The sequence below is a fragment of the Bifidobacterium canis genome, from assembly GCF_009727065.1.
Lineage (GTDB): Bacteria > Actinomycetota > Actinomycetes > Actinomycetales > Bifidobacteriaceae > Bifidobacterium > Bifidobacterium canis.
Genome location: NZ_WNLP01000011.1, coordinates 12,272 through 37,768, shown reverse-complemented (window position 1 = coordinate 37,768; position 25,497 = coordinate 12,272). Strand labels below are relative to the sequence as shown.

Here is a 25,497-nt window from a genome sequence, read left to right as displayed (position 1 = left end):
CTTCGCGCGCTACTTGGCCGGCGTGTAGGTCAGCTGGGCGAGCGGCATCACGGTCTGGTTCATGTTGAACGGGAATCCTTCCACACCCTTCGCGGTGGCGGAGGTCACGCGGTAGTTGAACAGCCAGTCGGCGGCCGCGTCCTCACTCACGATCTTCGCGGCGGCTTTCAAGTCTTCGTCAGCCTGCGTCTCATCGGTGGACGAGAGCGCTTTGCTGGCGAGATCCTGCACCTCTTTGTTATCGTAGCCGTAGTAGTAGTCCGGGTTCGTCCACTGCGAGAAGTCGTGGCTCTCGTTGTGGTCGACCATCGAGAGGTCGTAGTCTTTGTCGGTATACACGTCTTGCAGCCAGGTGGAGAACTCGACGACGTTCACCTTGAGGTCGATGTTCGCCTCCTTGAGCTGCGAGCGCAGCTGGTCGCCGAGCTCGGTGCCATACGTGTTCGGGTAGGTCAGCGTGAGCTTCAGCGGATTGCTCGCCGAATAGCCGGCCTCGCTGAGCAGTTTCTTGGCTTTGGCCAGATCGTGCGGGTACAGGTTCGTCAGATCCTCGTAGCCCGGGTCGAGGGACGGGATCGGGCCGCCGAGCGCCTTGTCTGCCCCGCCACGCGAAGCGATCAGCTGCTCATGGTCGATGGCGTAGCGAATCGCCTGGCGCACGCGCTTGTCGGCCGTCGCCTTGCCGCTCGCGTTGTTCATCGCGAGCACGTATTTGTCGGTTCCGTCGCCCGCCTTCACCGTGTAGTCGTCGCCCAGCGACTTCGCGAGCGTCGCATTCACCGGCGCGAGCACCTGCACGTCACCGGATTTGAGCGCGTTCACCGCGGCATCATCGTCGGCGAAGTAGCGCAGCGTCACGTTCTTCGTCTTCGCTTTGTTCGCGCCCCAATAATTCTCGTCGGCCACGAGTTCGATCGAATTGTTCGGCGTGAACTTCGCGAGCTTGTATGGTCCGGAGCCCACCGCCTGCGTTTTCGCCACGTATTTCGCGTCTTTGTCGAACACGAGTCCGGCGCGACCGCTCAGCGACCACAGCAGTTGCGAATACGGCTTCGAAAGCGTGATCACCACCGTGTCATCGTCCGGTGCGGTCACCGACTTGAAGTTACGCAACGTGTCGTAGTCGTGGTATTTCTTCTCTTCGAGCTGTTCGATCGACCACACCACGTCTTGCGCGTTGAGTTCGTCGCCGTTCGAGAAGTGCATGTTCTTGTTGAGATGGAAGGTGTAGGTGAGGCCGTCTTTGCTCACGTCCCAGCTCTTGGCGAGTCCGGGCGTCACTTTGTTCTCCGAGTTGCGGCTCACGAGCCCCTCATACACGTTGCCGATCAACGCTTGGTCGAGCGCGGTGCCCGCCGTGTTGCGGATGTCGAGGTTCGTCGGCGCGAGTTTGAGACCGATCGTCACCGTGTCTGCCTGCTCTCCAGCGGACTGTTGCGCGGACCGTGACGCACGGGTGTGGTTGACGATCGCGAATACTGCGGCTGCGACGATGATGACGGCGATGATCGCGATCACCCAGGTTCTCCATGGGGAACGCGGTTTCTCGCTTTTCGCGTGCGCCTGCAGCGAGGAGTCGGTGCTCGCTGAAGTGTTCGGAGTGTTCTCGCTCGCAGACGAATGCTCGTTCTGCGGCGTTGGTGAACCGTTGTTCTGTTGTGTCATTCTTTCTTTCCTCTTAGTTCTCACCGCGACTTGCTTCGTTGCGAGCGTATGTGCTGCGCGGCGTCGCGGATTGCCGGTTGACCGCCCTTGACGGGTCGGCCACCGCGACGATATTATACGGCGTCACCACGAAGTTTTACGCGTCGCTTTTCTCTCCGTGCGACCCATATATATACAGCTCGTTTTCAACTGTTTTCGCGGCCAATATATACAGGTCATTTGGAGAGGCAGCGGACGCGCGGAGCGGGTTGGCACAGGATTTGCTAGGTTAGAACATACGCACAGCAAGGAGCGAAGATGATTCTGGCAGTCGACATTGGAAACACGAACATCGTCATCGGGTTGATGGAGGGCGACGAACCGACCGACGTGTATCGCATCACCACGAAATCGAACCACACGTCCGACGAATATGGGTTGATGTTGCTGCAATTCCTGCAGCTGAGCAATTTCACGCCGGACGACGTGGATGACGTGATCATTTCATCGGTGGTGCCGAAAGTGATGCACTCGTTCATCTCTTCGGTGATCAAATTCCTCGGGCTTGAGCCGATCATCATAGGCCCGGGCATCAAAACCGGCATGAACATTCGCATCGATGACCCGCGCACGCTCGGCGCGGACCTGCTTGCAGACTGCGCCGGCGCATACACCACGTACGGCGGCCCTGTGCTCGTCATCGACATGGGCACCGCCACTACTTACAACTATGTTGACGAACGCGGCACCATAGTCAGCGGTTTGATCACCACCGGCATCGGCACCGCGGCCGCCGCGCTGACGTCTTCGACGGCGCAGCTGCCGGAGGTGCAGATCATGCGACCGAAATCGATTCTCGCAACGAACACGAGGGACGCAATACAAGCTGGACTGTATTACGATTCGCTGGGTGGCATCGAACGCACGATCACCCAGTTCAGAAACGAGCTCGGCACCGATTTCAAAGTGGTGGCCACGGGTGGCATGTCGAAGATATTCGAGACTCCGCTTATCGACATCGTGGATCCGCACCTCATTTTCAAGGGCATGATGTCGATTTATTCGAAGAATATTTGAAAGTAATAGTTGAGATTACGCGCCGTCGCGCGCGCCACTGGCACGCTACGCGAGTGGCACGCGCGACGTGAACACGCGAAGTTCGCCGGTGAAGGGGTCGGTGAAACGCAGTGTGCGCGCCACCAGTTGCAGTGGTTGCGAGAAATCGTCGTATGCGCGCGGCGTGATGTTCGGGTAGAAATCGTCACCGATTATCGGCATGCCGATTGAATTCATATGCACGCGCAACTGATGCGTTTTGCCGGTGAGCGGCGTGAGTGTAAATCTGCCGATTGGCTCGTCGAACTGCTCGCTCATACCGACGTGCAGACCGTCGAGTTCTATGCGCGTTTGCGCGTTCACGGTTCCCGGGATTTCCTGCGCGCGCAACACTCCGCGGGTTTTGATGATATGCGAGCGGCGCAGCAGCGGAAACGGGCGCGGCCGCGCGAGCTGTTCGATCGTGCCGGTACGCGGCCGCTTCACTGGGCGGATCGGTGCCAGACACTCGTATGTTTTGACCGCGAGTTTGTTTTGGAACAACATCTGGTAGGCACCGCGCGACGCCGGATCACGCACGAAAACGACGATGCCTGCTGTCGGGCGGTCGAGCCTGTGTGCGGGAACGATATTGCGATCGTCATATTGTTCCCGCAGGCGAATGAGCGCAGTCTGCCTGTACCACATGCACGTGGCATGGTCGACAGGAAACGCGGTTTGTCTACAACGATGATGCGTTCGTCTTCGTAGATCACCGGCAGATCGAATGGGATCTCGGGTTCGCTGGTCACCCAGCGATGCGCGCCGGTCGTATTCGCAGACTGCATATGTGTTCAGTGAATCCGCGAGGTCACTCGACGGTCACCGACTTCGCCAGATTGCGCGGCTTGTCGACGTCGTAGCCCTTCTGCTTGGCCATGTCCATGGCAAACAGTTGCAGTGGCACGATATCGACGAGCGGGCTCATCAGCGTCGGGCATTCCGGACGCCAGAAGATCACGTCGGCATAACGCTCCACATCTTTGTCGTCTTCCTCGGCAACGGCGATGATGTATGCGCCGCGGGCCTTGACCTCTTCGATGCCGGAGATCACCTTGGCGTGCAGCACATTGCGGCCGCGAGCCGGTGGCACGATGAACACCACGGGCTCACCTTCGTCAACCAACGCGATAGGCCCGTGCTTGAGCTCACCAGCCGCGAAGCCTTCGGTGAACGTGTAGGCGATCTCCTTGAGCTTCAACGCACCCTCAAGCGCCACCGGGTAGCCGACGTGACGGCCGAGGAACAGGAACGACTGCGCGTCCTCAAGCTGGGCTGCCGCCTGCTTGATGCGTTCCGGCTGCGTGTCGAGCACCCATTGGATTTTCGCCGGCATCGCTTTGAGCGAGTCGAGGGTCTGGCGAATCTCGTCGCGGAACACCGTGCCCTTGAGCTGTGCCAGGTACAGGCCGAGCACATAGGCTGCGGTGATCTGCGCCACGAACGCCTTCGTCGAAGCGACGGCCACTTCAGGGCCTGCATGCGTGTAGAGCACCGCATCGGATTCACGAGGAATCGACGCTCCCTGCGTGTTGCAGATGGCCAGCACCTTCGAACCCTGTTCACGGGCGTGACGCAACGCCATCAGCGTGTCCATCGTTTCGCCGGACTGTGAGATCGCCACAACCAGCGTGCGCGGAGTCAGAATCGGGTCACGATAGCGGAATTCGTGCGCGAGCTCCACTTCGACCGGAATGCGCACCCAATGTTCGATCGCGTATTTGGCCACCAAACCGGCGTAGCTCGCCGTGCCGCAGCCGATGACGATGATCTTGTCGATCATCTTGAAATCATGCTCGTCGATGCGCACCTCGTCAAGGTTGATGTTGCCGTTGTCGTCGAGACGGCCGATCAGCGTGCGCTGCACGGCGGCCGGCTCCTCGTGGATCTCCTTGTCCATGAACGAATCCCAACCGCCCTTTTCAGCGGCGGACGCGTCCCAATCCACCGTGTAGACCACCGGGTCGGGAACGATGTTGCCATCGAAATCGGTGACGGTCACGCCGTCCGCACTGATCATCACGGCCTGATCCTGATCGATCTCCATGGCGGTCTTCGTGTATGCCACGAATGCGGCCACATCGGAGCCGAGGTAGTTCTCGCCCTCGCCCAAACCGACGACGAGCGGTGAATCGTGGCGTGCGCCGACGACGATGCCCGGCTGACGGCAGTCGATGGCCAGAATGGTGAATGCGCCTTCAAGCATGCGTCCCAAGCGACGCATTGCCTCGAACAGGTCGGGCTGGCCGGTTTCGGCGATCACGTTGTCGACGATTTTGCCGAGCAGCTTGGCTGCGACTTCGGTGTCGGTGCTCGACACGAAGCGGTAGCCTTCGGCCTGCAGGTCGAGGCGCAGCTGGGAGGCGTTCTCGATGATGCCGTTGTGAATGATCGCCACCTTGCCGTCTTGGCTCGAATGCGGGTGGGCGTTCACATCGTTCGGCACGCCGTTCGTTGCCCAACGCGTGTGGCCGATCGCCACGGTCGCGTCCGGCAACGGATGTTCTTCGATGTTCTCGATGAGATTGGAGAGGCGGCCTGCCTTCTTGCGAACCTCGACGTGATCCATGCCGGGGCTCGCCAGGGCGACGCCAGCGGAATCATAGCCGCGATATTCCAAACGCTCGAGGCCCTGAATGCATACTTCCAAGGGTTTTCTAGAGGGGGTAACAATGCTTCCTGCGTATCCAACAATTCCACACATGCACACAAGCATAACGGACAACGGCGCAATTGGCTATGGTTGGCTTCGTTGTTCGCGAATTCCCCACGTCTCGCCCTCGGCGTGGCGCTCACGAAAAACGATCGTTCGGTATCGCCATAAAAACGTACCTCTTCACCACACATCAGTGGCGCGTTTCATCTCGATATCCGCAACGAAAAATTCCACATTCCCCGACAATTCGTCACAATATGATTTTTCCATCCTATTCTCGAAACTTTTCGACTAGAATGAATAAAAAATTCGCAGTTTTGGATTTTTCACATAGTTTCGTCGCACCTTAACAAGGAGAATTACCATGGAGCAAGTCGAGCCGGTTTTCAAAGGCAACGGCGATCCGTGGAACATAGCCTTGGTAGACAACGATTCGATTGTGCTCGACTACTTGGCCTCATATTTGGGTTCCCTCCCCCAGTTCAACATCTGCTGGTCGATGCAGGGTGGGCATGATGCCGTCAACGCATATCACCGCAGCATCATCAGCGCCACCAATGCTCCCGACCTGATCATCACAGACCTTTCGATGCGAGGCATGTCGGGGTTCGAGCTCAGCGCCACCATTCGTTTCGAAGACGATCACACGCCGATTCTCGGTTTCACGTCGTATATGACGCAGCCGTATGAGGTCGATGCCGTCAAAAATGGCATGCAGGGACTCCTGCTCAAAGGCGAAATCGTTCCGCTGGTTTCAGCCATGCAGCAACTGCTCATGGGAGAACCAATCCATCGCTCGAACGGCGACCAATACGAAACGCCGCAGAAGGCGTATCTGAGATTGCACAGGCAAGGCAAACCGGCGGTCATCAACATGTCTCCGAACGAACAACGCGTTATGGAACTATGCGCGCAGGGGTTGTCGACCCGCGCGATCGCGCACATCACCGGAGACAGCGAATCGACGGTGAAAACCTACATCAGCCGAGCCATGAAAAAGCTCAACGCCAGTTCGCGGGCTGAAGCCGTCGCCAAGTGGTCGCAGAAAACTAAATTCTGAATATCAGATAATACAAAAATATTTTCTAGAGACACGCCGAAATTTTTGTAGTCCACTAGACTACAGACGCTGGCGTAAGCGGTTTCACACACCATACAATTGGAATGGCGAGAGAGAAGGCAACATTTACCTAGTTGACGCGAACGTCTCTAGGGTCAGGGGCATTGTGCGAAGGGGTGCAATGCCCCGCATATTTTGCTGGTGGGGATATAAAACTCCGTTACGCTCACATATGCGGATTCGCAAAATCGCTATTTTCCAACGAAAATGCCATCACGCTATGCGACGCTACAAGAGTTTTATATCCCCACCAGCACAATAAGAGATATGGGTCAGAGCACGTGCTGCAGGAAGTCCTTGAAACGGGCTTCTTTCGGATGGTCGATGATGTCTGGCGTGCCACGCTCGACGACCACTCCACCGTCCATAAACACGATCTGGTCGGCCACTTCCTTGGCGAAACCGATCTCGTGGGTGACGACGATCATCGTCATGCCCTCATCGGCCAACGAACGCATGACGTTCAGCACTTCGCCCACGAGTTCGGGGTCGAGCGCCGATGTTGGCTCGTCGAACAACATGATCTCCGGTTTCATCGCCAAAGCGCGGGCGATCGCCACTCGCTGCTGCTGGCCACCGGAGAGCTGCGCCGGGTAGTAGTCGAGACGATCGCCAAGACCGACGCGCTGCAGTTCCTTGATGGCCAGCTCGCGAGCCTGAGCCTTCGGCATGTGCTGCACGTGCACCGGCGCTTCCATCACGTTCTCAAGCGCCGTCATGTGCGGAAACAGGTTGAACTTCTGGAACACCATGCCGAGTTTGGCGCGTTGGCGTGCGATTTCCTTGTCGTTCAGCGTCTGCAACTGGCCGTCCGGCAGTTTCTTGTAGCCGATCATTTCGCCGTCGACGTCGATTTCGCCACCCGTCAGCGTCTCCAATTGGTTGATCAGACGCAGGAACGTCGATTTGCCGGAACCCGATGGTCCCAGAATCACGGTGACCGTGCCCGGCTCCACCGTCATATCAATGCCCTTGAGCACATGCAGATCGCCAAAGGCCTTGTGCACCTGCTTCGCCTGCACGGCGGGAACTTGTTTCGCGCCGTTGGCGTCTTTCGTAGCCTCGCTCATACAATCTCCTTCAACGTGCTAGGCTGTGTAGCCCATGAATTCGGCTTGGTTCGTTTTGTTGACGTCGTCTTTCGGCTCACCGTCGGTTTTGCCCGGCAGCGGCGGCTGCTTGCCCTTCGGGCCGACTGGGCGAGCCTGGAAGCCCTTGCCGAAGTGCTTCTCGAGCATCGACTGCAACACCATGAGAATAGAGGTGATGAGCAGGTACCAGATGCTGGCAACCAGCAGCAGCGGAATCGGCTTGTAGATGCGGTTGGCGATCGCGTTCGTCGCATACTGCAAGTCGAGCGTGAACGGCACGGCCAGCACCAACGACGTGGTTTTGAGCATGCCGATCGTCTCGTTGCCGGTCGGCGGGATGATGATGCGCATGGCCTGTGGCAGAACCACACGGCGCATGATCATCGAACGCTTCATGCCCAACGCCTTGGCAGCCTCTTCCTGACCCGGGTCGACGGCATCGAGGCCGGCGCGCACGATTTCAGCCAGGTATGCGGCTTCGTTCAACGCCAAGCCGATCCACGCGGCGTTGAATGCGGTGATGATCGTCTGCGAATCGATGCTCCAGAATTCAATGGAAGTCAGTGGAATGCCGATCGACAGCTTCGGGATCAGCACTGCGAACAGACCCCAGAACACCAGCTGCGTGTATACAGGCGTGCCGCGGAAGAACCAGATGTAGAACCAGCTGACACCGCGCAGCACCGGATTCACCGATTTGCGCATGACGGCGAGCAGCACTGCCAGCACAATGGCGACGGCCATCGAGATCACCGTGAGCAGCAACGTGTAGCCCACACCTTCGAGCACGCGCTCGTTGAACAGGTATTTCCACACGATGTTCCACTCGAAGCGTGGATTCGTGATGAGTCCTTTGATGATCATCGCGGCGAAGATCGCGACGATGACCGCTGCGACGATCTGCCCCGGGCGCTTCACCGGCTTGGCTTTGATGCGATTGGGAATCGGCAGCTTCTCGCTGTCGTGGTCAACGTGATGTGGCATCGTCTGCCTTTCTCTATCTCTTCGTCTTGTTCACAAGTGTTGCAAGATATGTGTATTGTATCGGCGTCACGCCGAAACACTCGTGCCGGCCGTGTCGAAAAACGCTACGGCCGGCACGACGTGTGAAACGTCAGTCGAGGTCTTTTGGATTGATCTCCGCCTTGTCGAGTGCACCAGATTCCACACCCCAGGTCTTGAGGATCTTCATGTAGGTGCCATCGTCCATCAGGTGCTGCATTGCGGCCTGCACCGCCTTGGCCATTTCGGTGTCGCCCTTCTTGATGGCGATGCCTTCCTTGACGGTGCCCTCAACCTCACCGAGTTCTTCAAGCTGGCCGTCGGTCTGGGATATCGCGTAACCGCCGACCGGCGAATCGGCGTAGAACACGTCGGCCTTGCCGGTGACGACGTTCGTCGCGGCGTCGGTCTGCTGCTTGCTCGGCATCACTTCGACGGCCGCCTTGTTGTCGGCCTTGCACTGTTCCTTGATCTTGTTGGCATCTTCCTCCTGCACGGTGCCCACCTGAACTGCGATCTTCGATCCGCACAGATTCTTGACGTCGACCTTGTTCGGGTTGCCCTTCTTCACAACCCACATCGAACCGGCCTTGTAATAGCTCACGAAATCGACGGCCTTCTCACGTTCCTCGGTGATCGTCATGGCAGTGATGCCGAGGTCATACTTGCTGCCGACCGATGGCACGATCGAGTCGAAGCTCGCCGACACGAATTCGGTTTGCACGCCGAGCACCTTGCCGAGCGCCTTCGCCAAATCAACGTCGTAGCCTTGCGGGGTCTTGCCGTCTTCTGCCAGGAATTCGGCTGGGGCATACGACATCTCCATGCCGACGGTCAGCTTGCCGCTGTCTGCGACGCTCTTGGGGAGCATTGCGGCGATGGTGTCGTCTTTCTTCACCGAATCGACGATCGACGTGGCGTTCTTCGCGTCTTTCTGCGCGCTTTGCGATTCGTCGGTGGTGCCGCATGCGGCCGGTGCGATCAGCACCGCCGCGCCGAGTGCGCAGGCGGCGATCTTCTTCAACAAAGTTTGTGCCTGACCAAACATTGTTCTTCCTCTCACTTCACATTCTCAGTATTCTCGTGTGTGCGAGAACTCGACGCCGCACTATGCGTTGCGTCGTTCCCAAACACCTACACTGTATACTTATGCCTAGATATGAATTATTATGCAGTCCGTACTTGCGTCACACATATGCAAATCACCATAATTTGCCTATTTTTAAGTACCCTGCCCAATAATTCACAGCACACATACGTGCGAAAGTGCGGGAACGACGCCGTTCAAAAGATAGAGTCCAGCTCTGTATTCAGAAGAAAGCGCTCACGCAGTCGGATTGATCTGAGACTGTTCGATCGCACCCGAAGACACACCCCAGTTGTCGAGAATCTTCTTGTATGTGCCGTCGTCCATCAGTTTCTGCACCGACTTCTGCACGGCCTGCGCCATCTTCTCGTCGCCTTTCTTGACGATGATGCCCTCTTCGGTCACGCCTTCATCAGCACCAAGTGCCTCGAGCGTGCCGTCCGTCTGCGAAATCGCATAACCGGCGACCGGCGAGTCGGCATAGAACACCGACGCCTTGCCAGTGGCGACGTTCGTCGTCACATCGGTCTGCAATGAGGAAGACAGCACGTCGACCTCGGCTTTGCCGTCTGCCTTGCACTGCTCGTTGATCTTGGTGAGCTCCTCTTCCTGCGTCGTGCCGATCTGCACGGCCACCTTCACGCCGCACAGGTTCTTCGTGTCAACCTTGTCGGGGTTGCCCTTCTTAGTCACCCACGTCGAGCCCGCTTTGTAGTAGGTCACGAAGTCAACGGCTTTCTGGCGTTCCGGTGTCACCGTGAACGACGAGATGCCAATGTCGTATTTGCTGCCAATCGAAGGAATGATCATATCGAATTTCGAAACCGCCGTCTCCGGTTCCAGTCCCATCACCTTGGCGATCGCCTTCGTCAGGTCGATGTCGTAGCCGACCGGAGTCTTGCCGTCTTCGCCGATGAATTCAGCCGGAGCGTATGAGGTGTCGGTGCCGACGACGAGTTTGCCGTCTTTCTTCACGTAATCGGGAACGAGCGCGGCGATGCTCTCATCGGTCGTGATGCTCGACACGTCGAATGTTTTCGCCGTGCTGCTCGCTGTGTTCGGCGTCGAGTCGCTGTCGTCGCTGGTGCCGCACGCCGCCATGCTCGCGCACAATGCGAGACTGGCAAACGCCGCAACCGTCTTCCACATGTTCTTCATTGCTCTCTCCCTGTTCCGCCGGCAGTGTGCGTATTGAAATGTTGTTGCCGGAAACATCAGACAGAGTAAAAACCGCATGTTATCAGCGCGTTTCACACAGACTATATTTGAGTAATATTGTACGGTTCAAGAAAACGTGCTGTGCGAGCAAAACTAAGGTATGCACTGTGTTTGCACTGTGCCGAAATTTGTGCCGAAAAGTTTGTGCCGGTGTCCGCATTGCAGACACCGGCACAGCAAACGCAGTACCAAGCATGTATTCGATTACCCGCGCGCGTGCATGTTTCTGTATCGCATCACGCGCTGCGCCTCACGCTTGTCTTGTTCCTCGCGCAACGCCTGGCGCTTGTCGTATTCCTTCTTGCCACGTGCCAGCGCAATGCTCAGTTTGGCGCGACCGTCTTCGTTGAAATACAACTTCAACGGAACGATCGTATAGCCCTTCGCCTGAATCTGCCTGCGCAGCTTCTCGATCTGTTGTGCGTGCAACAGCAGTTTGCGCTTGCGTTTCGGCGCATGGTTGTTCCACGTGCCGTTCAAATATTCCGGAATATTCGCTCCCTCGAGCCACACTTCACCGCGCTTGTCGATGCTGATGAAGGATTCTGCGAGCGACGCGCGACCCTCGCGCAATGATTTGACTTCGGTGCCGGTCAGCGCAATGCCGGCTTCGTAGGTGTCTTCGATCTCGTAATCATGCCGTGCGCGCCTGTTCTGCGCAATCATCTTCTCGTTACTGTCAGTCTTCTTCGCCATGTTCTCCTCCTCTCGAAACTATCGCCGTTGAAACAGACTTGTTTCACTATAGACGTTCGGCTCGCGATAAACAAACGCCGACGTTTTTGCAAACGTCGGCGTTGTGAACACATTCGTGGGTTCTGGTTTGGTGCTCAGTGCACGTACCAGAAGCGGCTCGCGTTGTAGAGCGTGCGGTAGGTGATCGTATACAGACCAGCCACGTTCGATTCGGAGATCAGCACGCTGTCGCCATTGACCTGTTCGACCACGGCGACGTGACCCCACGGAATGGATGCGCCTTCCTGACCCGGCAGGAACGACAATGCCGCTCCGACCTGTGGGGAATGGTCGACGCGCAAGCCATAGCTCGGCGCGCTGCTCCACCATTCGCCACCGTTACCGAGATAGGATGGCGTGCCGATGCCCATCTGCTTACGGCGTTCGTAGGCCCACCATGTGCACTGGCCGGCGGCATAGGCGTTGCCATAGTCGCCGTTCGACGTGCCTTGGCCGCCCGAAGATCCACCTGATGGCGTCGATGGCGTTTGCGCCGAACCGCCACTGCTGCCCGTGTTGCTACTGCCGGAACTGCTGCTACCGGTGTTGCTGTTGCTGGTGTTGTTGCCGCTTGGACGCGTGGTGCCCTGCGGCACCTGCTGCTGCACTTGGGAGGCGGCGGCCTGCTGTTCAGCCTGATAGCGCTGGTTGGCGGAATCGATCTGAGACTGCAGCATCACCGTTTGCGCTGCCTGGGCAGCGGCCTGATCGGTCAGTTCGCTCTTCTGGCTTTCCAGCTCGGTGCGGACGCTTTCGCCCTGCGAGCGCAGTTTCTCGAGATTCGCCGTTTTCTGCTGCGCCTGCGTGGCTGCGGTTTGCGCTGCAGCGGACTTCTCGTCGGCTTCGGCCTTGCGCTCCTCGATGCGCTTTTCGATTGCCTTCAAGCGGTCGGCACGATTCATTGACGTGCTTAGATCGGTCGCGGCTTCGGAGGCGGCGTTCGCCTCGTTGCGCGACAATGCGTCGCGAGATTGCATCGACTGGATGAACTGCTTCGTGTCGGTGGAACCGGTCATCACGCTCATCACGTCGGAGGTGTCGGAACCATGCATCGAATCACGAGCCATCTGCGCTACTGCAGCATGGGCATCGTCATAGTCTTCGCCGGTCTGCTTGATCTTCTCTTCAAGATCGGTTTTGTCTTTTTGCGCGGCCTGCAAACGTTCGGCGGCGCTTTCCGCCTCGCTCTTTGCAGCTGCCGCAGCCTCGTTCGCGGATTCCGCGGCTTTCTGAGCGGCCGGAATCTGGTTGCTCGTCAAGTCGTTGAGCTCAAGAATCTTGTCTGCCAAGTCGCTTTTGACGCCTGCGAGCTGCTGACGGAGCGCGGCTTCCTGCTGTTGGCTCTGCTGATGGCTGTTCTGGGCGTCCACCAGATCGCTGTACGCATCCGCATATGCCACCGGTGTGCTTACCGACATCGGTACGGCCAGAGCCGTGATGCACAGTGCAGTTGCCAACGAAGACGCCACAACTGGCACGCTTCTCTTTCTGCTAGTCATCAAGTCCCTTTCTACGACGCTGGTTCACCACACTAGCATCTCAAACTCAAAAGTGGGGCGCAAACCTCGTCTCTTCAACGTGTGTACACAATCTGCACAATTGCACCCGCCACAAATTCGCCAGATACTGCGCGAAAGTCAGTGGCTGCGCGCAATCGTGAACTTGCTCACGCTTTCAGATATCGGCGTAACGAGAACGACGATGCGATGATCGACAGCAGCACGGCGCCGACGATCAGAATCGGCGACGTGAGCCACACCGTCGTCTGGTTCACATACGGAATCCATGTCACCGACTTCGCCAGCCAATCGGTTATAAACACTTTGACCAGCAATGCCAGAGCACCGCACGACAACAACGAGCCGGCAAGGGAGGCGACCACACCTTCGAGAATGAACGGCAGTCGAATCGTCCAATTCGACGCGCCCACGAGACGCATGATCTCCGTCTCCTCGCTTCGGGAGGCCGCCGACATGCGTATCGTCGTGCTGGTCAGCATGATCGCGACGATCACCATGATCGCCGCCAATCCGCCCGTCGCCACCGCCGCACGGTTCAGAATCGCAAACACGGGTTCGAATATCTGCCGTTGGTCGACGACCTCTTCCACGCCTTCCCTACCGGAGAGCACTTCGGAAACCACGCGGTAGTTCTCGGGGTTCTTGAGTTTGAGCCACAGGGAATCCTGCATGTCGGCGGCGGTCAATGTGCGGCCTTGGTATTCGCCGTTCGGGTATTGCTTCACGAACGAATCGTTGTAGAACTGTTCGCGGCTCATGAACGTGACCTGTGACACGTCGTTCGGCAGTTCCTGCTGAATCACCTTCTGCAGTTCGTTGATCTGCGCGGTCGTGGCGGCCTTGCCGGTCGAGCAGTTCGCGGATTGGCTCGTACCGTCAGGGCACAGCCACACGACCACCTCAACCTTGTCGTACCAGTCACCCTTCGCCTTCGTGATCTGCGCCTGCGTGAGCAGCGAAGCGCCAATGAACAGGAACGAGATGAACGTGACGAGCATCACCGAAAGCAGCATCGGCACATTGCGGCGCAGGCTCGTCCAGGTTTCAGAAAGAATAAAACGGAAACGCATCAGTTCTTCTCCTCGCTACGCTTGCTGTGACGCGAATGCTCGCCCTGCGGCGGAACCGGAGGCATTGGTGGCACTGGCGGCATCGCCTGCGTGGATTCCACGTTGGCTTGTTGCGTAGCCTGCTCATCGGTTTTCGTCGATTTGCTCCCGCCGTTCGTCAGCGCCACATTGCCCCATGTGCCCGACTGCTTCGAATCCGATTCGGCAGTTTCGGCAGTGTTCTCAGGCTGCTTTTCAGCCTGCTGTGCGGTTGCCTCGCCTTCACCGGCACTCTCATCGGATTGCTTGGACTGCTTGGACTGTTCGGAGGGAATGATGCCCTCTTGTTCGGCCAGTTCTTCGAGTGAGAGTCCCCCGCCCCATGTGAGCGTCTGCTCGACCGGAGCGAACGCCTCACCATATCGGCCTGTTTTGCCGGCGTGCATCGACTGCGCCAAGCGAGCGATGCCTTCGTTGCTCTGCTCGGATTGCAGGATGGCGTTCACCGAGTCGACCATGACTGCAGCGGTGTCGGCACGATCACTGCCATCTTGCGCACCGTCAAGGTTCTGCGGTTCCTGCTGCATGGCAACAGCGGTTTCGCTCTGCACGACGATGCGGTCGGTGCCGCGTTCGTCGCCGTTGATTGCGGCGTGGGCCATTGCAGCCACCTGCTCGTCGGGGAAATACATCGAGGAATCGTAGGAACCGTTCTTCTCGTCGCGCACGATCTTGCCCTTGTTGAGCTCGACCACACGTTTGCGCATCGAATTGACGATCTCTTCGTTATGCGTGGCCATCACGATCGTGGTGCCGGTGCGGCTGATCGCATCGAGCACCTCCATGATGCCGAGCGATGTGGTCGGATCGAGGTTGCCGGTGGGCTCGTCTGCCAGCAGCAGCTGCGGATGGTTCACATACGCGCGTGCGATCGTCACGCGCTGCTGCTCGCCACCGGAGAGCTCACGCGGGTAGTTCTTTTCTTTACCCGTTAAACCGACGGTTTTCAGCACCTTTGGAACAAGCGATTTGATGGTGGAGCGCGACGTGCCGATCACCTCGAGGGCGAACGCGACGTTCTGCCACACCGTTTTGTTGTTGAGCAGCTTGTAGTCTTGGAAGATCATGCCGATCGAACGGCGATACTGCGGCACTTGACGGTTCGGCAGGCGGCGCAGATCGTACCCGCCTACACGGATCTCGCCGCTCGTGGCCTCCTCTTCGCGCAGCAACAAGCGCAGCAGCGATGTTTTGCCGGAGCCGGAGGCGCCCACGAGAAACACGAATTCGCCTCGGTTGATCTGCAAGTCGATGTCTTGCAATGCCGGTCGAGTGGCATTCGGGTAGATCTTACTGACATGTTCCATCGAGATCAGCGCCATCGGCTTCTCCCTTCCGCTTCAATAGGTGGTTTCCGGCTAGATCGGCTTACTCGTCGCTCTCTTCGGCGGCTGCTTCGAGACGCTGCTCGTGGCGCCAGCGAATGCCCGCCTGAATGAACTCGTCGATGTCGCCGTCGAACACGGCCTGCGTCTGAGAGGTTTCGTAGCCAGTGCGCAGATCCTTGACCATCTGGTACGGGTGCAGCACGTAGGAGCGCATCTGGTCTCCCCAGCTGGCCTTGATGTCGCCGGCGAGCTCCTTCTTCTTCTTGGCTTCCTCTTCATGGCGAAGCACCAGCAGTCGGGACTGCAGCACTGCCATGGCTGCGGCACGGTTCTGAATCTGCGAGCGCTCGTCTTGCATCGTCACGACGATGCCGGTCGGAATATGCGTCAGGCGAACTGCCGAATAGGTGGTGTTCACGCCCTGACCGCCAGGACCGGAGCTCATGTAGGTGTCGACGCGAATCTCGTTGTCGGGCACGTCGATGTGATCGGTCGCTTCAACGAGCGGCACCACTTCAACCGCTGCGAAGCTGGTCTGGCGGCGACCCTGGTTGTCGAACGGTGAAATGCGCACCAGGCGGTGCGTACCGCCTTCAACCGACATGCGGCCGTAGGCATATGGCGCATCCACTTGGAAGGTGGCCGACTTGATACCCGCCTCTTCCGCATATGAGGTGTCCATCACCTTGGTCTTGTAGCCGTTGCGTTCCGCCCAGCGCAGATACATGCGCAGCAGCATCTGCGCGAAGTCGGCGGCGTCGACGCCACCGGCACCGGAACGAATCGTGACGACGGCGGAACGATCATCGTATTCGCCGTCCATCAGTGTCTCGATCTCCATTTGGTCGAGATCCTTTTGAATCTTCTCGATTTCGCTCTGAGCCTCGTGCAGCGTGTCTGCATCGTTCTCTTCCTGACCGAGTTCGACGAGCGTGGCCACATCGTCGAGTCGGTTCTGTGCACTCGAGAGGTGCTTGAGCTGCGACTGCACGTTCGACAGCTGCGACATTACTTTCTGCGCGTGCTCGGAGTCATCCCAGAGTCCCGGAGCCGAAGCCTGCTTTTCGAGATCCGCCTCCTGCGCATGCAGTCGATCGGTGTCGAGCGCGAGCGCAATGGCCTCGTATTTCGAACGGGCGTCGGCGATAGCCTGTGAGTAATCAAATTCTGCCATGATCTTTTCTTGTTTTCCTCGCCAATCGGCGATAGTTCACGAACTGATATATAACGGTCTTCACATAACGATAGTGCTACAGGCAAACGTTGCCAGTAGGGAGCACGGCACCGGAATATGGCTGCGTGCCGCGGGCAGCGTGCGCGTCAAAGCCCGGCAAAAATCAGTGGCACGGCGAAGCCCACCAGCATTGCGCAGACAACGACGATCGCCACAATGCGGGTGGCATTGCTGTCGCGCTTGGTCTCGCGATCCTGCGTGTTGTCGTTTTGCTTCTTCACGAGTCCCATAGTGTAGCAGATGCAGTGTAGCGGTTTTGCTGAATGTTTGCTTGGAATGCGCAGCCTCTTTTGAGCAGTGTGCTTGAGCAATCACATGCTGGCCATATATTCGTTTCGGCTGACGAGCGTTGTACAGTGAGCGAGAACAACGTTCTTGGTTCCATATATTCAAGGAGTGGCAATGACACAATCACGTAGTGCGTGGGGTTGGGGTCTGGCGAGCATCGATGCCGCAGGCAACGTGCTCGACGTCTGGTACCCGAAACTGACGCTGGGGCAAGCCCCCGAGCAGCGTCCGAACCATGAGTTCGGCGCTCTGGTACATGAGGGCGAGGATCTGCGTGGCGTGCGCCGCCTGCCGGTGTTCACCGAATCGTTCCTCGACAATCCGATCGTGGACGCCGCCGACGCCTATCTGCGTTTGCACCTGATGAGCATGCGTCTGGCCAAGCCGAACACGCTCAATCTCGATGGCATTTTCGCGGCACTCAACAATGTGGTGTGGACGAATTATGGCCCATTCGCAGTCGATGATTTCGCTCAGCGTCGCCTCGATGTGATGCAAGGCAACGCCTCGAGCGGCATGCCTGGACTGCACGCCGAGGTCAACGTGCTCTCGATCGACAAGTTCCCGCGCATGCTTGACTACGTGGTGCCTACCGGCGTGCGCATCGGCGACGGCGACCGCGTGCGTCTGGGCGCATACCTGAGTGAGGGCACAACCGTCATGCACGCCGGCTTCGTCAACTTCAACGCCGGCACGCTCGGCACCTGCATGATCGAGGGGCGCGTTTCGCAAGGCGTTGTGGTCGGCGATGGTTCCGACGTCGGCGGCGGCGCATCGATTATGGGCACGTTGTCTGGCGGCGGCAAGCTGCGCAATTCCATCGGCGAGCACTCGCTGCTGGGCGCGAACGCAGGCATCGGCATCTCGCTGGGCGACAACTGCGTGGTCGAAGCCGGTCTCTATGTGACCGCCGGCACGAAGATCGAGGTCTGGGACAAGGCGAAGGCAGCTGCCGGCGAACCGCTCGATGTGGTCAAGGGCGCGGATTTGAGCGGCAAAGACAACATCATGTTCATCCGCAATTCACTCACCGGCGCGGTGCAGGCGCGCCCGCGCAAGGTCGGCATCGCGCTCAATGACGCGCTGCATAAGAACTGAAACTGAATACTAGATACTGCGCGACCGAGTAATTGATAATACACTCTGATATTGTTCGTCGCGCAGAACTGCTGAAAGCGGTGTGCACGGCATTCATCTCAAGAATGTTGTGCACACCGCTTTTTAGAATGTCGGTATGAACATCGACATCATCTGCGTAGGCAAAGTCAAGGAACGCTACCTGCAAGACGCGATCAAAGAATACGCCAAACGACTCTCGCGTTTCTGCAAACTCAACATCATTGAAGTGGCCGACGAGAAGACACCCGAGAATGCTTCCGAAGCGGTGAATGCGCAGATCAAGGAAAAGGAAGGCGAACGCATCGCCAAGCACATCAAAACCAACGCGTTCGTGATCGCCCTGGCCATTGAAGGCAAGATGCTCACGTCGGAGCAGTTGGCCGCGCATCTGGAAGATTGGGGTCTGCACGGCGTGAGCCATATCCAGCTCATCATCGGCGGGTCGCTTGGGCTGGATCCGGCGATTCTCAAGCGCGCGAACATGCTACTGAGTTTTTCGAAGATGACGTTCCCGCATCAGCTCATGCGCGTCATTCTGCTTGAGCAGATCTACCGCGCGTTCAAAATCAACGCGCACGAGCCATATCATAAATAATTACTAATTATTTCAACGCTCATCCATCGGCACGTAGTCGCGTTCCACGACGCCGGTATACACCTGACGTGGGCGACCGATCTTTGTGCGCGGATCGGCGAGCATCTCGCGGTATTGCGCGATCCAGCCGGGAATGCGCCCCAGCGCGAACAACGGAGTGAACATCGAGGGGCCGAAGCCGATGGCACGGTAGATCAGGCCGGTGTAGAAGTCGACGTTCGGGTACAGGTGTCGTGACACGAAGTAGTCGTCGTGCAACGCGATGTCTTCGAGTTGCAACGCCACGTCGAACAGCTCCTCGTCGCCCGGCAGCAGTGTGAGGCGGTCGCTGCGTTCGATGATCTTCTCCAAATAGTGCTTGGCGATGGCGGCACGCGGGTCGTACGACTTGTAGACGCGGTGGCCGAGTCCGGAGATTCGCCCGTTTTCACTCTTGGTGTTCTCCACGAATTCCTTGACGCTCATGCCGGAATCGCGAATCGTCATCAGCTGGCGGAGCACGGCTTCGTTCGCGCCGCCGTGCAGTGGGCCGGAAAGCGCGTTGATGCCAGCGGCAACGGCGGAATACAGGTTGGCGTGTGCGGAGCCGGCGATGCGCACCACCGAGGTCGAGCAGTTCTGCTCGTGGTCGGCGTGGATGATCAGCAAGCGGCCGAGTGCGTGCACATACAACGGGTCAGATTCGAAACGCTCGTATGGCACGGCGAAGCACATGCGCAGAAAATCGTCGACGTATCCGCGCGCATAGTCCGGGTAGAGCATCGGTTCATCACGGCGACGGCGCAGAATGTAGCTGACGATGGTGCGCGCTTTGGCCATGATGATCGTGGCGGCCTCGTCGAGTTGGTCGGGGTCGTTGATGTCGGTGGTGTCGGGGTTGAAGGTGGCGAGCGCGTTGATGGCCGACGCCATGACGCTCATCGGCTGCGCCTCACGAGGGAAGGAACCCATGAACGTGCGGAAGTCCTCCCCCACCATCGTGTGATGGTTGATGCTGTCTACGAACTGGTCGTATTCCGCTTTGGTCGGCAGCTCACCATTGCGTAGCAACCATGAGACCTCAAGGAAATCGGATTGTTCGCATAGTTGCTCGATCGGGTAGCCGCGGTAGCGCAGAATGGAATGCTCGCCGTCGATGTAGGTGATCTTCGACTCGCATTGCGCAGTGGTGAGGAATCCGGGGTCGAGCGACACCCAGTTGTTGTTGCGCAGCGACGACATCACGATGCCGTCTGGCCCTGCCGTCGCCTGAACAACCGGCAATTCGAACTTGTCGGATTCCACATGAAGATGCGCCAGAGCCATTCCGTCTCCTTCTGCCTTGTCAAGACACTCGTTGTCGCAAGTATTGCGGAACACTATAGGCCATACGAGTTGCGGGTCATGTTACCGTCTCAAATTCACTCGAGCGCACTCAGCTTCGCGCACACGAAAGCCCCGCAAGATTTGAGTCTTGCGGGGCTTAAAACTATTCGAACTTAATTGAAAGTTCAGGCGTACAGCTTGGAGAGCGGGTCGCCTTCGCGGGCGGTGAGCACGACCGGACCATTCTCGGTGATTGCGATCGTGTGCTCGCTGTGCGCGCCACGCGAACCGTCTTCGGAACGAAGCGTCCAGCCGTCCTTCGGATCCTGGTAGATCTCGTCGGTACCCTTCATGAACCATGGTTCAATGGCGATGACCAGGCCTGGGCGCAGCTTGTAGCCGTGGTGTGCCTTGCCGTCGTTGGCCACATGCGGGTCGCCGTGCATGATGTGGCCCACGCCGTGGCCGCCGAATTCGAGGTTGACCGGGTAGCCGTATTCGCGTGCCACGTCGCCGATCGCATGCGAGATGTCACCGAGGCGATTGCCTGGAATAGCTTCCGCGATGCCGGCGGCGAGCGCCTCCTCAGTGGACTTGATGATGCGCAGATCGCTTGGGTCCTTGTCTTTGCCGACCACGAAGCTGATGGCCGAGTCACCGACCCAGCCGTTCACGTTGATGGCGAGGTCGAGGCTCACCAGATCTCCGTCTTTAAGCGAGTAATCATACGGAACACCGTGCAGCACGGCGTCGTTGACGGAAATGCAGATGTAGTGTGCGAACGGACCGGTGCCGAAGTCCGGAGCGTAGTCGACGTAGCAGGAGCTTGCGCCCTTCTTGTCTGCAATGCGCTTGTGCACGATTTCGTCGATTTCGAGCAGATTGGTGCCGACTTTCGTGTATTCCTTGAGTTCGTTGAGAATGCTGCCGACGAAATGGCCCGCAGGCTTCATCTCTTCGATCTCTTGGGGAGTTTTCAGTTCGATCATTGTGTTCTCTTTTCCTGCAAGCTTTTGCCAGACTGATTTCAGACTAATCTGCACGCTCAACATTGTAGGTATGCGAGCATATATATCGCGCGATATACAGCGAAACCCGACGCCATGCGACGTCGGGTTTCAAAGAACCGTTGAAATAATCAGTAATCAGCTATATCTCAATCAGTTATATTCAGTCAGTTCTGCGCGTTCTTGGTGCGGCCGAACTGGAATGCGCGGATGATCGCGAAGATGCCCATGACGATCATGGCGCAGCCGCCGAAGATGATCAGCCACATGGTGGAAGCCATTGGCATGCACAGCAGCACGAAGCCGGCGATGATGGAGATGATGGCGTATGCGATGGCCCAACCGGAGCTTGGCAGGTTCCAGGATTCGGCGAGCGCCATAACGCCTTCCATGATCCAGCCGATGCCCACGACGAGCGTGAACATGACGGCGAGCACCGCGGTGGAGAGGTTGATGTTCTTGAGCACGACGATGCCGCCGACGAGCAGGATGATGCCCACGAGCACGTCGAGAATACGCCAGCCAGCCGGCAGACCAAGTTCAACGAGAGCGCTGACGATGCGGATGACGCCGGAAATCAGGAAGTAAATGGCGAGCACGACTGCGGCCACCTTCAGCGTGGCACCCGGCCACACAAGCAGGCAGATGCCCAACACGAGTGCGGCGACGCCGATGACGGCATACGCGACGCGAATCGCGCTCTTCGCACGGGTCGGCAGAATGTTTTCAATCAGGCGGAACGGGCTCTGACCGTTCTGCTGGTAATCAATGTTCGGATCTGACATGTTCTTCTCCTTTACTCTGCTATTTGTGCCGCTCTTTCCATGCGCGCAAACGCGCATCGGCTTGGCACAAGTCGCAATACTAACATGCGTTTACTCTTGCAAGTCTTGTCCAAGAACCTCCCATCTGTGCTGTATTTCGCGCACTTTTTCCAACTGGCGAAGATTTTGACAAAGCACTGAAAATATGCCCTCGGCTCTGAGCCACTGAACAGTGCCGCGATATGCGCGACAATACTTTGTGTTGTCAGTCAACATCTATAGTGTGAAGTTATGAGTACCACTTTGAAATCGGGCATCGATCCGGCATCGTTCTCCGCCGTGACCGGCCCTCAGGATGATTTGTTCCGTTACGTCAACGGTCCGTGGATCGACACGTACCGACTCCCCGACGACCGTTCCAGCTATGGCTCGTTCAATCGGCTGGCGGAGAACGCGGAGGAGCAGATTCGAGATATTCTCGAAACCGATTCCGATGAAGCCGCGAAATCCAAGGCTCTCTACCATTCCTTCCTTGACACCGACGCCATTGAGAAGGCTGGCATTGAGCCGATTCGTGCGGATCTGACGGCGATCGACAACGCGCAGAGCAAAGACGAGCTCATCGACGCGCTCGGTCGCCTGAGCCCGTTCGGAGGCCCGGATCTGTTTGATTTCAGCGTGTTCGGTGATGTGAACAATCCGGAGACGAACATTCTCTACCTCGATCAGGGTGGCTTGGGTCTGCCCGACGAGGCATATTACCGCGAGGATCACCACGCCCCGGTTCGTGAGGCGTATGTGCAGATGGTCGCCAAGCAGCTGCGCAACGCCGGTTACGCGGACGACGAGGAGCAGGCGCAGGAGCTCGCCGAACGCTTCCTTGACGTGGAGACGCGCATCGCCGCCCATCATTGGGACAACGTGACGACCCGCGACCCGCAGAAGACGAACAACCCGACCACGTTCGCCGAATTGAAGGCGATGTTCAAGCATTTCGATATCGAACGCTGGATCGACGCCGTGCAGAACAGCTACAACACTTCCGTCGCTTCGCAGACACTGCCTGTGGATATGCGTGCCGCGTTCGATAACATCATCGTCGACGAGCCGAGCTTCGTCACCGGACTCGACGGGTTCTGGGGCGCCGCCGACCTCGACGACCTCAAACTGTGGGCGCGAGTGCACCTGATCATCGAGAACGCGAGCATGCTGAGCTCGGTGTTCGACAAGACGAACTTCTCGTTCTACGGCGAGACGTTGTCGGGCACAAAGAAGCAGCGCGACCGTTGGAAGCGCGGCGTGTCGCTCGTCAACGGCATCTGCGGCGAAGACGTGGGCCGCATCTACGTGAAGCTGCATTTCCCCGAATCGTCGAAGAAGCGCATGCAGGAGCTGGTGAACAATCTGATCGAGGCCTACCACATCTCGATCGTCAACAGCGACTGGCTCGGTGAGGACACGAAGAAGAAGGCACTCGACAAGCTCAACGCGTTCGTGCCATACATCGGCTACCCGGATGATTGGCGCGACTACACGGCGCTCGACCTGCGCGCTGACGCTCCGCTGATGGACAACATGCGTGCCGCCGCTGTGTATGAGTTCGGCTATCAGGTGTCGAAGAGCGGCAAGCCGGTGAACAAGGGTGAATGGCTGATGAACCCGCAGACGGTGAATGCCTATTATGAGCCGACGCGCAACATCATCGTGTTCCCTGCCGCCATTCTGCAGCCTCCGTTCTTCAACCCGGAGGCCGAGGACGCCGTGAACTACGGTGGCATCGGCGCGGTGATCGGCCACGAGATCGGGCACGGCTTCGACGACCAGGGCTCGCAGTTCGATGGCAACGGCAAGCTCTCCGACTGGTGGACGGCCGAGGATCGCAAGCATTTCAAGGAACTGACCCAGGTGCTGATCGACCAATACAACTCGTTTGTTCCAGTGCAGCTGCGCGAGAAGTATGCCGATGAGCCGGATAAGATGCCGCATGTGAACGGCGCGCTGACGATTGGCGAGAACATCGGCGATCTGAGTGGCGTGAACATCGCATTGAAGGCGTATGCGTTCGCGCTGGACGAGCAGCATGGACTGCCCGTCGACGCTTCCGCCGCCGGTATCGAAGGCGCGCTTGACCTTTCCCCGGAGATTGACGGATTCAGTGGTTTGCAGCGCTTCTTCCTCGGCTATGCGCAGATCTGGCGCACGAAGACGCGTGACGAGTTGGCCGAGCAGTATCTGCAGATCGACCCGCACTCCCCCGCCGAGAACCGCACGAACGGCATTGTGCGCAATGTGGATCTGTTCTACAAGGCGTTCGGCGTGACCGACGACGACCGCATGTGGTTGAAACCGGAAGAGCGCGTGCGCATCTGGTGACCCACACGGCTGTGTGCATAAGGGCGGCTTTTCATCCACCGCGTTTGGTGGATGAAAAGCCGCCCTTATGCACACAAAATAAGGTCGCTTAAGGTGGGAGTGAGACTCGCATGGCGAGCGGGGAGAAGATGGAGAGAAGACCCGATCACCTTGCTTTGCCTCACGCCAGTAGTGGCATACGCTCTCCTTTCACTTCGGCAATCCGCTAGATGGTAAGTCGTTAGATCTCTTCGTATGCCGGTTCGGCAGGCGCATCGTCCATCTCGTCGCACGCATCGATATCGCGTGCCTCCCGTGGACCGAGTTCACCGTTGCCACCCGCATACTGTGCATTATTCTGTTCGGGCATGGCTGCCGCTTGCGGCATGGATCCCTTGAACGGGTCAGCATGCGGTGCTTCGTTCTGCGGCGGGGTTTGCGGCTCTTCTGCTTGCACCTGCGGCATCACCAATGCACCGTCTCTGTTCGTTTTGACGGAAGATGTGACCGCATAGTTGAGATCTGGTCCGGCATTGCTCGCTTCGATTACCATGCGGGAGTGATCCGCGCCATCGTCGCTGCGCCATTGCTCAGTGCCGAGCAATCCAACCACGATCACCGCATCGCCTTTGTGGAATGAACGCATGATGTTCATCGCCAAGCCGCGAAAGGCTTTGACGGTGATCCATGTGGTCGGCAGCTGCTGCCATACGCCATTGCGGTCCTGATACCGCCGTGTGCACCCCAGTCTGAACACGCAGGCCGGCCTGCTCCCGTTCCTGCCGAATTGCTGCGGATCCGCACCCAGATTACCTGTGATGGTCACTTGCCCTTGTTGTAACGCCATTGTTCCAATCCTTCGCTCGTTCGTAACGTTGCTACTATCTTTGCGAATGCGGAACCGTTTGCCAAGCGCGATCGACTTGTGTGGATAACTTCGCGTTTTCACTGTGGATTGTGCATAACCACCCTGTTATCCACAATCCAAAAGCGCCCCAATGCTCGAAACGCACGCTTCATCCCCAAGGAACGCACCCACATATGGTTAAATTTTGCTGGCGGGGATATGAAACCGCTAAAGGTCTGGGCGGCCGATTTTGAAAAATGGCGGAAAACAGCCATTTTCCTGATTCGCATACATACGCGCAATCACGTTTTACATCCCCACCAGCAAATGAGGAAGGCGGGTGTTCGAGAAAACCGTGTAATCGGTTCCCGAACACCCACC

The 25,497-nt window shown here is 58.0% G+C and carries 22 protein-coding genes; 5 read left to right on the top strand and 17 right to left on the bottom strand.

The features are described from left to right. Nucleotides 1-9: 9 nt before the first annotated feature. On the bottom strand, nt 10-1,665 hold the full coding sequence (locus GSD1FS_RS08735) for an ABC transporter substrate-binding protein (RefSeq protein WP_155589256.1): 1,656 nt from the start codon (nt 1,663-1,665) through the stop codon (nt 10-12). Between the two features lie 297 nt (nt 1,666-1,962). Between GSD1FS_RS08735 and GSD1FS_RS08730 the strand changes: the two genes are divergently transcribed. After that, entirely contained in the window at nt 1,963-2,721 is a 759-nt protein-coding gene (locus GSD1FS_RS08730; RefSeq protein WP_155589255.1) for a type III pantothenate kinase, read from the top strand. Between the two features lie 45 nt (nt 2,722-2,766). Here the strand turns inward: GSD1FS_RS08730 and GSD1FS_RS08725 are convergent, their stop codons facing one another. Further along, the gene (locus tag GSD1FS_RS08725; protein ID WP_425481787.1) at nt 2,767-3,387 is read right to left on the bottom strand and encodes a pseudouridine synthase; all 621 of its coding nucleotides are present in this window, start codon (nt 3,385-3,387) and stop codon (nt 2,767-2,769) included. Nucleotides 3,388-3,550: 163 nt separating this feature from the next. Further along, nucleotides 3,551-5,443 carry a glutamine--fructose-6-phosphate transaminase (isomerizing) gene (glmS, locus tag GSD1FS_RS08720; RefSeq protein ID WP_155589254.1) on the bottom strand — a complete coding sequence of 631 codons (1,893 nt, stop codon included), beginning with the start codon at nt 5,441-5,443 and terminating at the stop codon, nt 3,551-3,553. 316 nt (nt 5,444-5,759) lie between these two features. Between glmS and GSD1FS_RS08715 the strand changes: the two genes are divergently transcribed. Next, nucleotides 5,760-6,455 carry a response regulator transcription factor gene (locus tag GSD1FS_RS08715; RefSeq protein WP_155589253.1) on the top strand — a complete coding sequence of 232 codons (696 nt, stop codon included), beginning with the start codon at nt 5,760-5,762 and terminating at the stop codon, nt 6,453-6,455. Between the two features lie 332 nt (nt 6,456-6,787). On the opposite strand, the gene GSD1FS_RS08710 is transcribed toward GSD1FS_RS08715, so the two are convergent. The 10 genes from GSD1FS_RS08710 to GSD1FS_RS10185 all read right to left on the bottom strand — a co-directional run bounded on the left by GSD1FS_RS08710 (nt 6,788) and on the right by GSD1FS_RS10185 (nt 17,060). Continuing rightward, nucleotides 6,788-7,585 (bottom strand): amino acid ABC transporter ATP-binding protein, encoded by a 798-nt coding sequence (locus GSD1FS_RS08710; protein WP_155589252.1) that lies wholly within the window; start codon nt 7,583-7,585, stop codon nt 6,788-6,790. 18 nt (nt 7,586-7,603) lie between these two features. Beyond that, entirely contained in the window at nt 7,604-8,590 is a 987-nt protein-coding gene (locus GSD1FS_RS08705) for an amino acid ABC transporter permease (protein ID WP_155589251.1), read from the bottom strand. 130 nt (nt 8,591-8,720) lie between these two features. After that, nucleotides 8,721-9,656 carry an ABC transporter substrate-binding protein gene (locus tag GSD1FS_RS08700; protein WP_155589250.1) on the bottom strand — a complete coding sequence of 312 codons (936 nt, stop codon included), beginning with the start codon at nt 9,654-9,656 and terminating at the stop codon, nt 8,721-8,723. Nucleotides 9,657-9,932: 276 nt separating this feature from the next. Further along, entirely contained in the window at nt 9,933-10,853 is a 921-nt protein-coding gene (locus GSD1FS_RS08695) for an ABC transporter substrate-binding protein (protein WP_155589249.1), read from the bottom strand. 264 nt (nt 10,854-11,117) lie between these two features. Further along, nucleotides 11,118-11,609, bottom strand: coding sequence for an SsrA-binding protein SmpB (gene smpB, locus GSD1FS_RS08690; protein WP_155589248.1), 492 nt, complete (start codon nt 11,607-11,609; stop codon nt 11,118-11,120). Nucleotides 11,610-11,743: 134 nt separating this feature from the next. Next, nucleotides 11,744-13,147 carry a CHAP domain-containing protein gene (locus GSD1FS_RS08685; RefSeq protein WP_155589247.1) on the bottom strand — a complete coding sequence of 468 codons (1,404 nt, stop codon included), beginning with the start codon at nt 13,145-13,147 and terminating at the stop codon, nt 11,744-11,746. Nucleotides 13,148-13,314: 167 nt separating this feature from the next. Beyond that, on the bottom strand, nt 13,315-14,238 hold the full coding sequence (gene ftsX / locus GSD1FS_RS08680) for a permease-like cell division protein FtsX (RefSeq protein ID WP_155589246.1): 924 nt from the start codon (nt 14,236-14,238) through the stop codon (nt 13,315-13,317). Beyond that, on the bottom strand, nt 14,238-15,599 hold the full coding sequence (gene ftsE / locus GSD1FS_RS08675) for a cell division ATP-binding protein FtsE (protein ID WP_155589245.1): 1,362 nt from the start codon (nt 15,597-15,599) through the stop codon (nt 14,238-14,240). Before ftsE ends, ftsX begins: the two co-directional genes overlap by 1 nt. A gap of 46 nt (nt 15,600-15,645) precedes the next feature. Next, the gene (prfB, locus tag GSD1FS_RS08670) at nt 15,646-16,779 is read right to left on the bottom strand and encodes a peptide chain release factor 2 (RefSeq protein WP_155589244.1); all 1,134 of its coding nucleotides are present in this window, start codon (nt 16,777-16,779) and stop codon (nt 15,646-15,648) included. Nucleotides 16,780-16,925: 146 nt separating this feature from the next. After that, nucleotides 16,926-17,060 carry a hypothetical protein gene (locus GSD1FS_RS10185; RefSeq protein ID WP_281349850.1) on the bottom strand — a complete coding sequence of 45 codons (135 nt, stop codon included), beginning with the start codon at nt 17,058-17,060 and terminating at the stop codon, nt 16,926-16,928. Between the two features lie 181 nt (nt 17,061-17,241). Between GSD1FS_RS10185 and dapD the strand changes: the two genes are divergently transcribed. Next, nucleotides 17,242-18,225, top strand: coding sequence for a 2,3,4,5-tetrahydropyridine-2,6-dicarboxylate N-succinyltransferase (gene dapD, locus GSD1FS_RS08665; protein ID WP_155589243.1), 984 nt, complete (start codon nt 17,242-17,244; stop codon nt 18,223-18,225). Between the two features lie 136 nt (nt 18,226-18,361). Further along, on the top strand, nt 18,362-18,841 hold the full coding sequence (gene rlmH / locus GSD1FS_RS08660; RefSeq protein ID WP_155589242.1) for a 23S rRNA (pseudouridine(1915)-N(3))-methyltransferase RlmH: 480 nt from the start codon (nt 18,362-18,364) through the stop codon (nt 18,839-18,841). 12 nt (nt 18,842-18,853) lie between these two features. Here rlmH and GSD1FS_RS08655 read toward each other — a convergent pair whose 3' ends face one another. The 3 genes from GSD1FS_RS08655 to GSD1FS_RS08645 all read right to left on the bottom strand — a co-directional run bounded on the left by GSD1FS_RS08655 (nt 18,854) and on the right by GSD1FS_RS08645 (nt 21,938). Beyond that, nucleotides 18,854-20,146, bottom strand: a complete 1,293-nt coding sequence (locus tag GSD1FS_RS08655) for a citrate synthase (protein ID WP_155589241.1) — start codon at nt 20,144-20,146, stop codon at nt 18,854-18,856. 185 nt (nt 20,147-20,331) lie between these two features. Next, nucleotides 20,332-21,135 carry a type I methionyl aminopeptidase gene (gene map / locus GSD1FS_RS08650; protein WP_155589240.1) on the bottom strand — a complete coding sequence of 268 codons (804 nt, stop codon included), beginning with the start codon at nt 21,133-21,135 and terminating at the stop codon, nt 20,332-20,334. A 185-nt stretch (nt 21,136-21,320) separates the two neighbouring features. After that, nucleotides 21,321-21,938, bottom strand: a complete 618-nt coding sequence (locus tag GSD1FS_RS08645) for an HdeD family acid-resistance protein (RefSeq protein WP_155589239.1) — start codon at nt 21,936-21,938, stop codon at nt 21,321-21,323. 270 nt (nt 21,939-22,208) lie between these two features. On the opposite strand from GSD1FS_RS08645, the gene GSD1FS_RS08640 reads away from it, so the two are divergent. Next, nucleotides 22,209-24,290 (top strand): M13 family metallopeptidase, encoded by a 2,082-nt coding sequence (locus GSD1FS_RS08640; protein WP_155589238.1) that lies wholly within the window; start codon nt 22,209-22,211, stop codon nt 24,288-24,290. 220 nt (nt 24,291-24,510) lie between these two features. On the opposite strand, the gene GSD1FS_RS08635 is transcribed toward GSD1FS_RS08640, so the two are convergent. Continuing rightward, entirely contained in the window at nt 24,511-25,116 is a 606-nt protein-coding gene (locus GSD1FS_RS08635; protein WP_155589237.1) for a single-stranded DNA-binding protein, read from the bottom strand. Nucleotides 25,117-25,497: the final 381 nt, after the last annotated feature.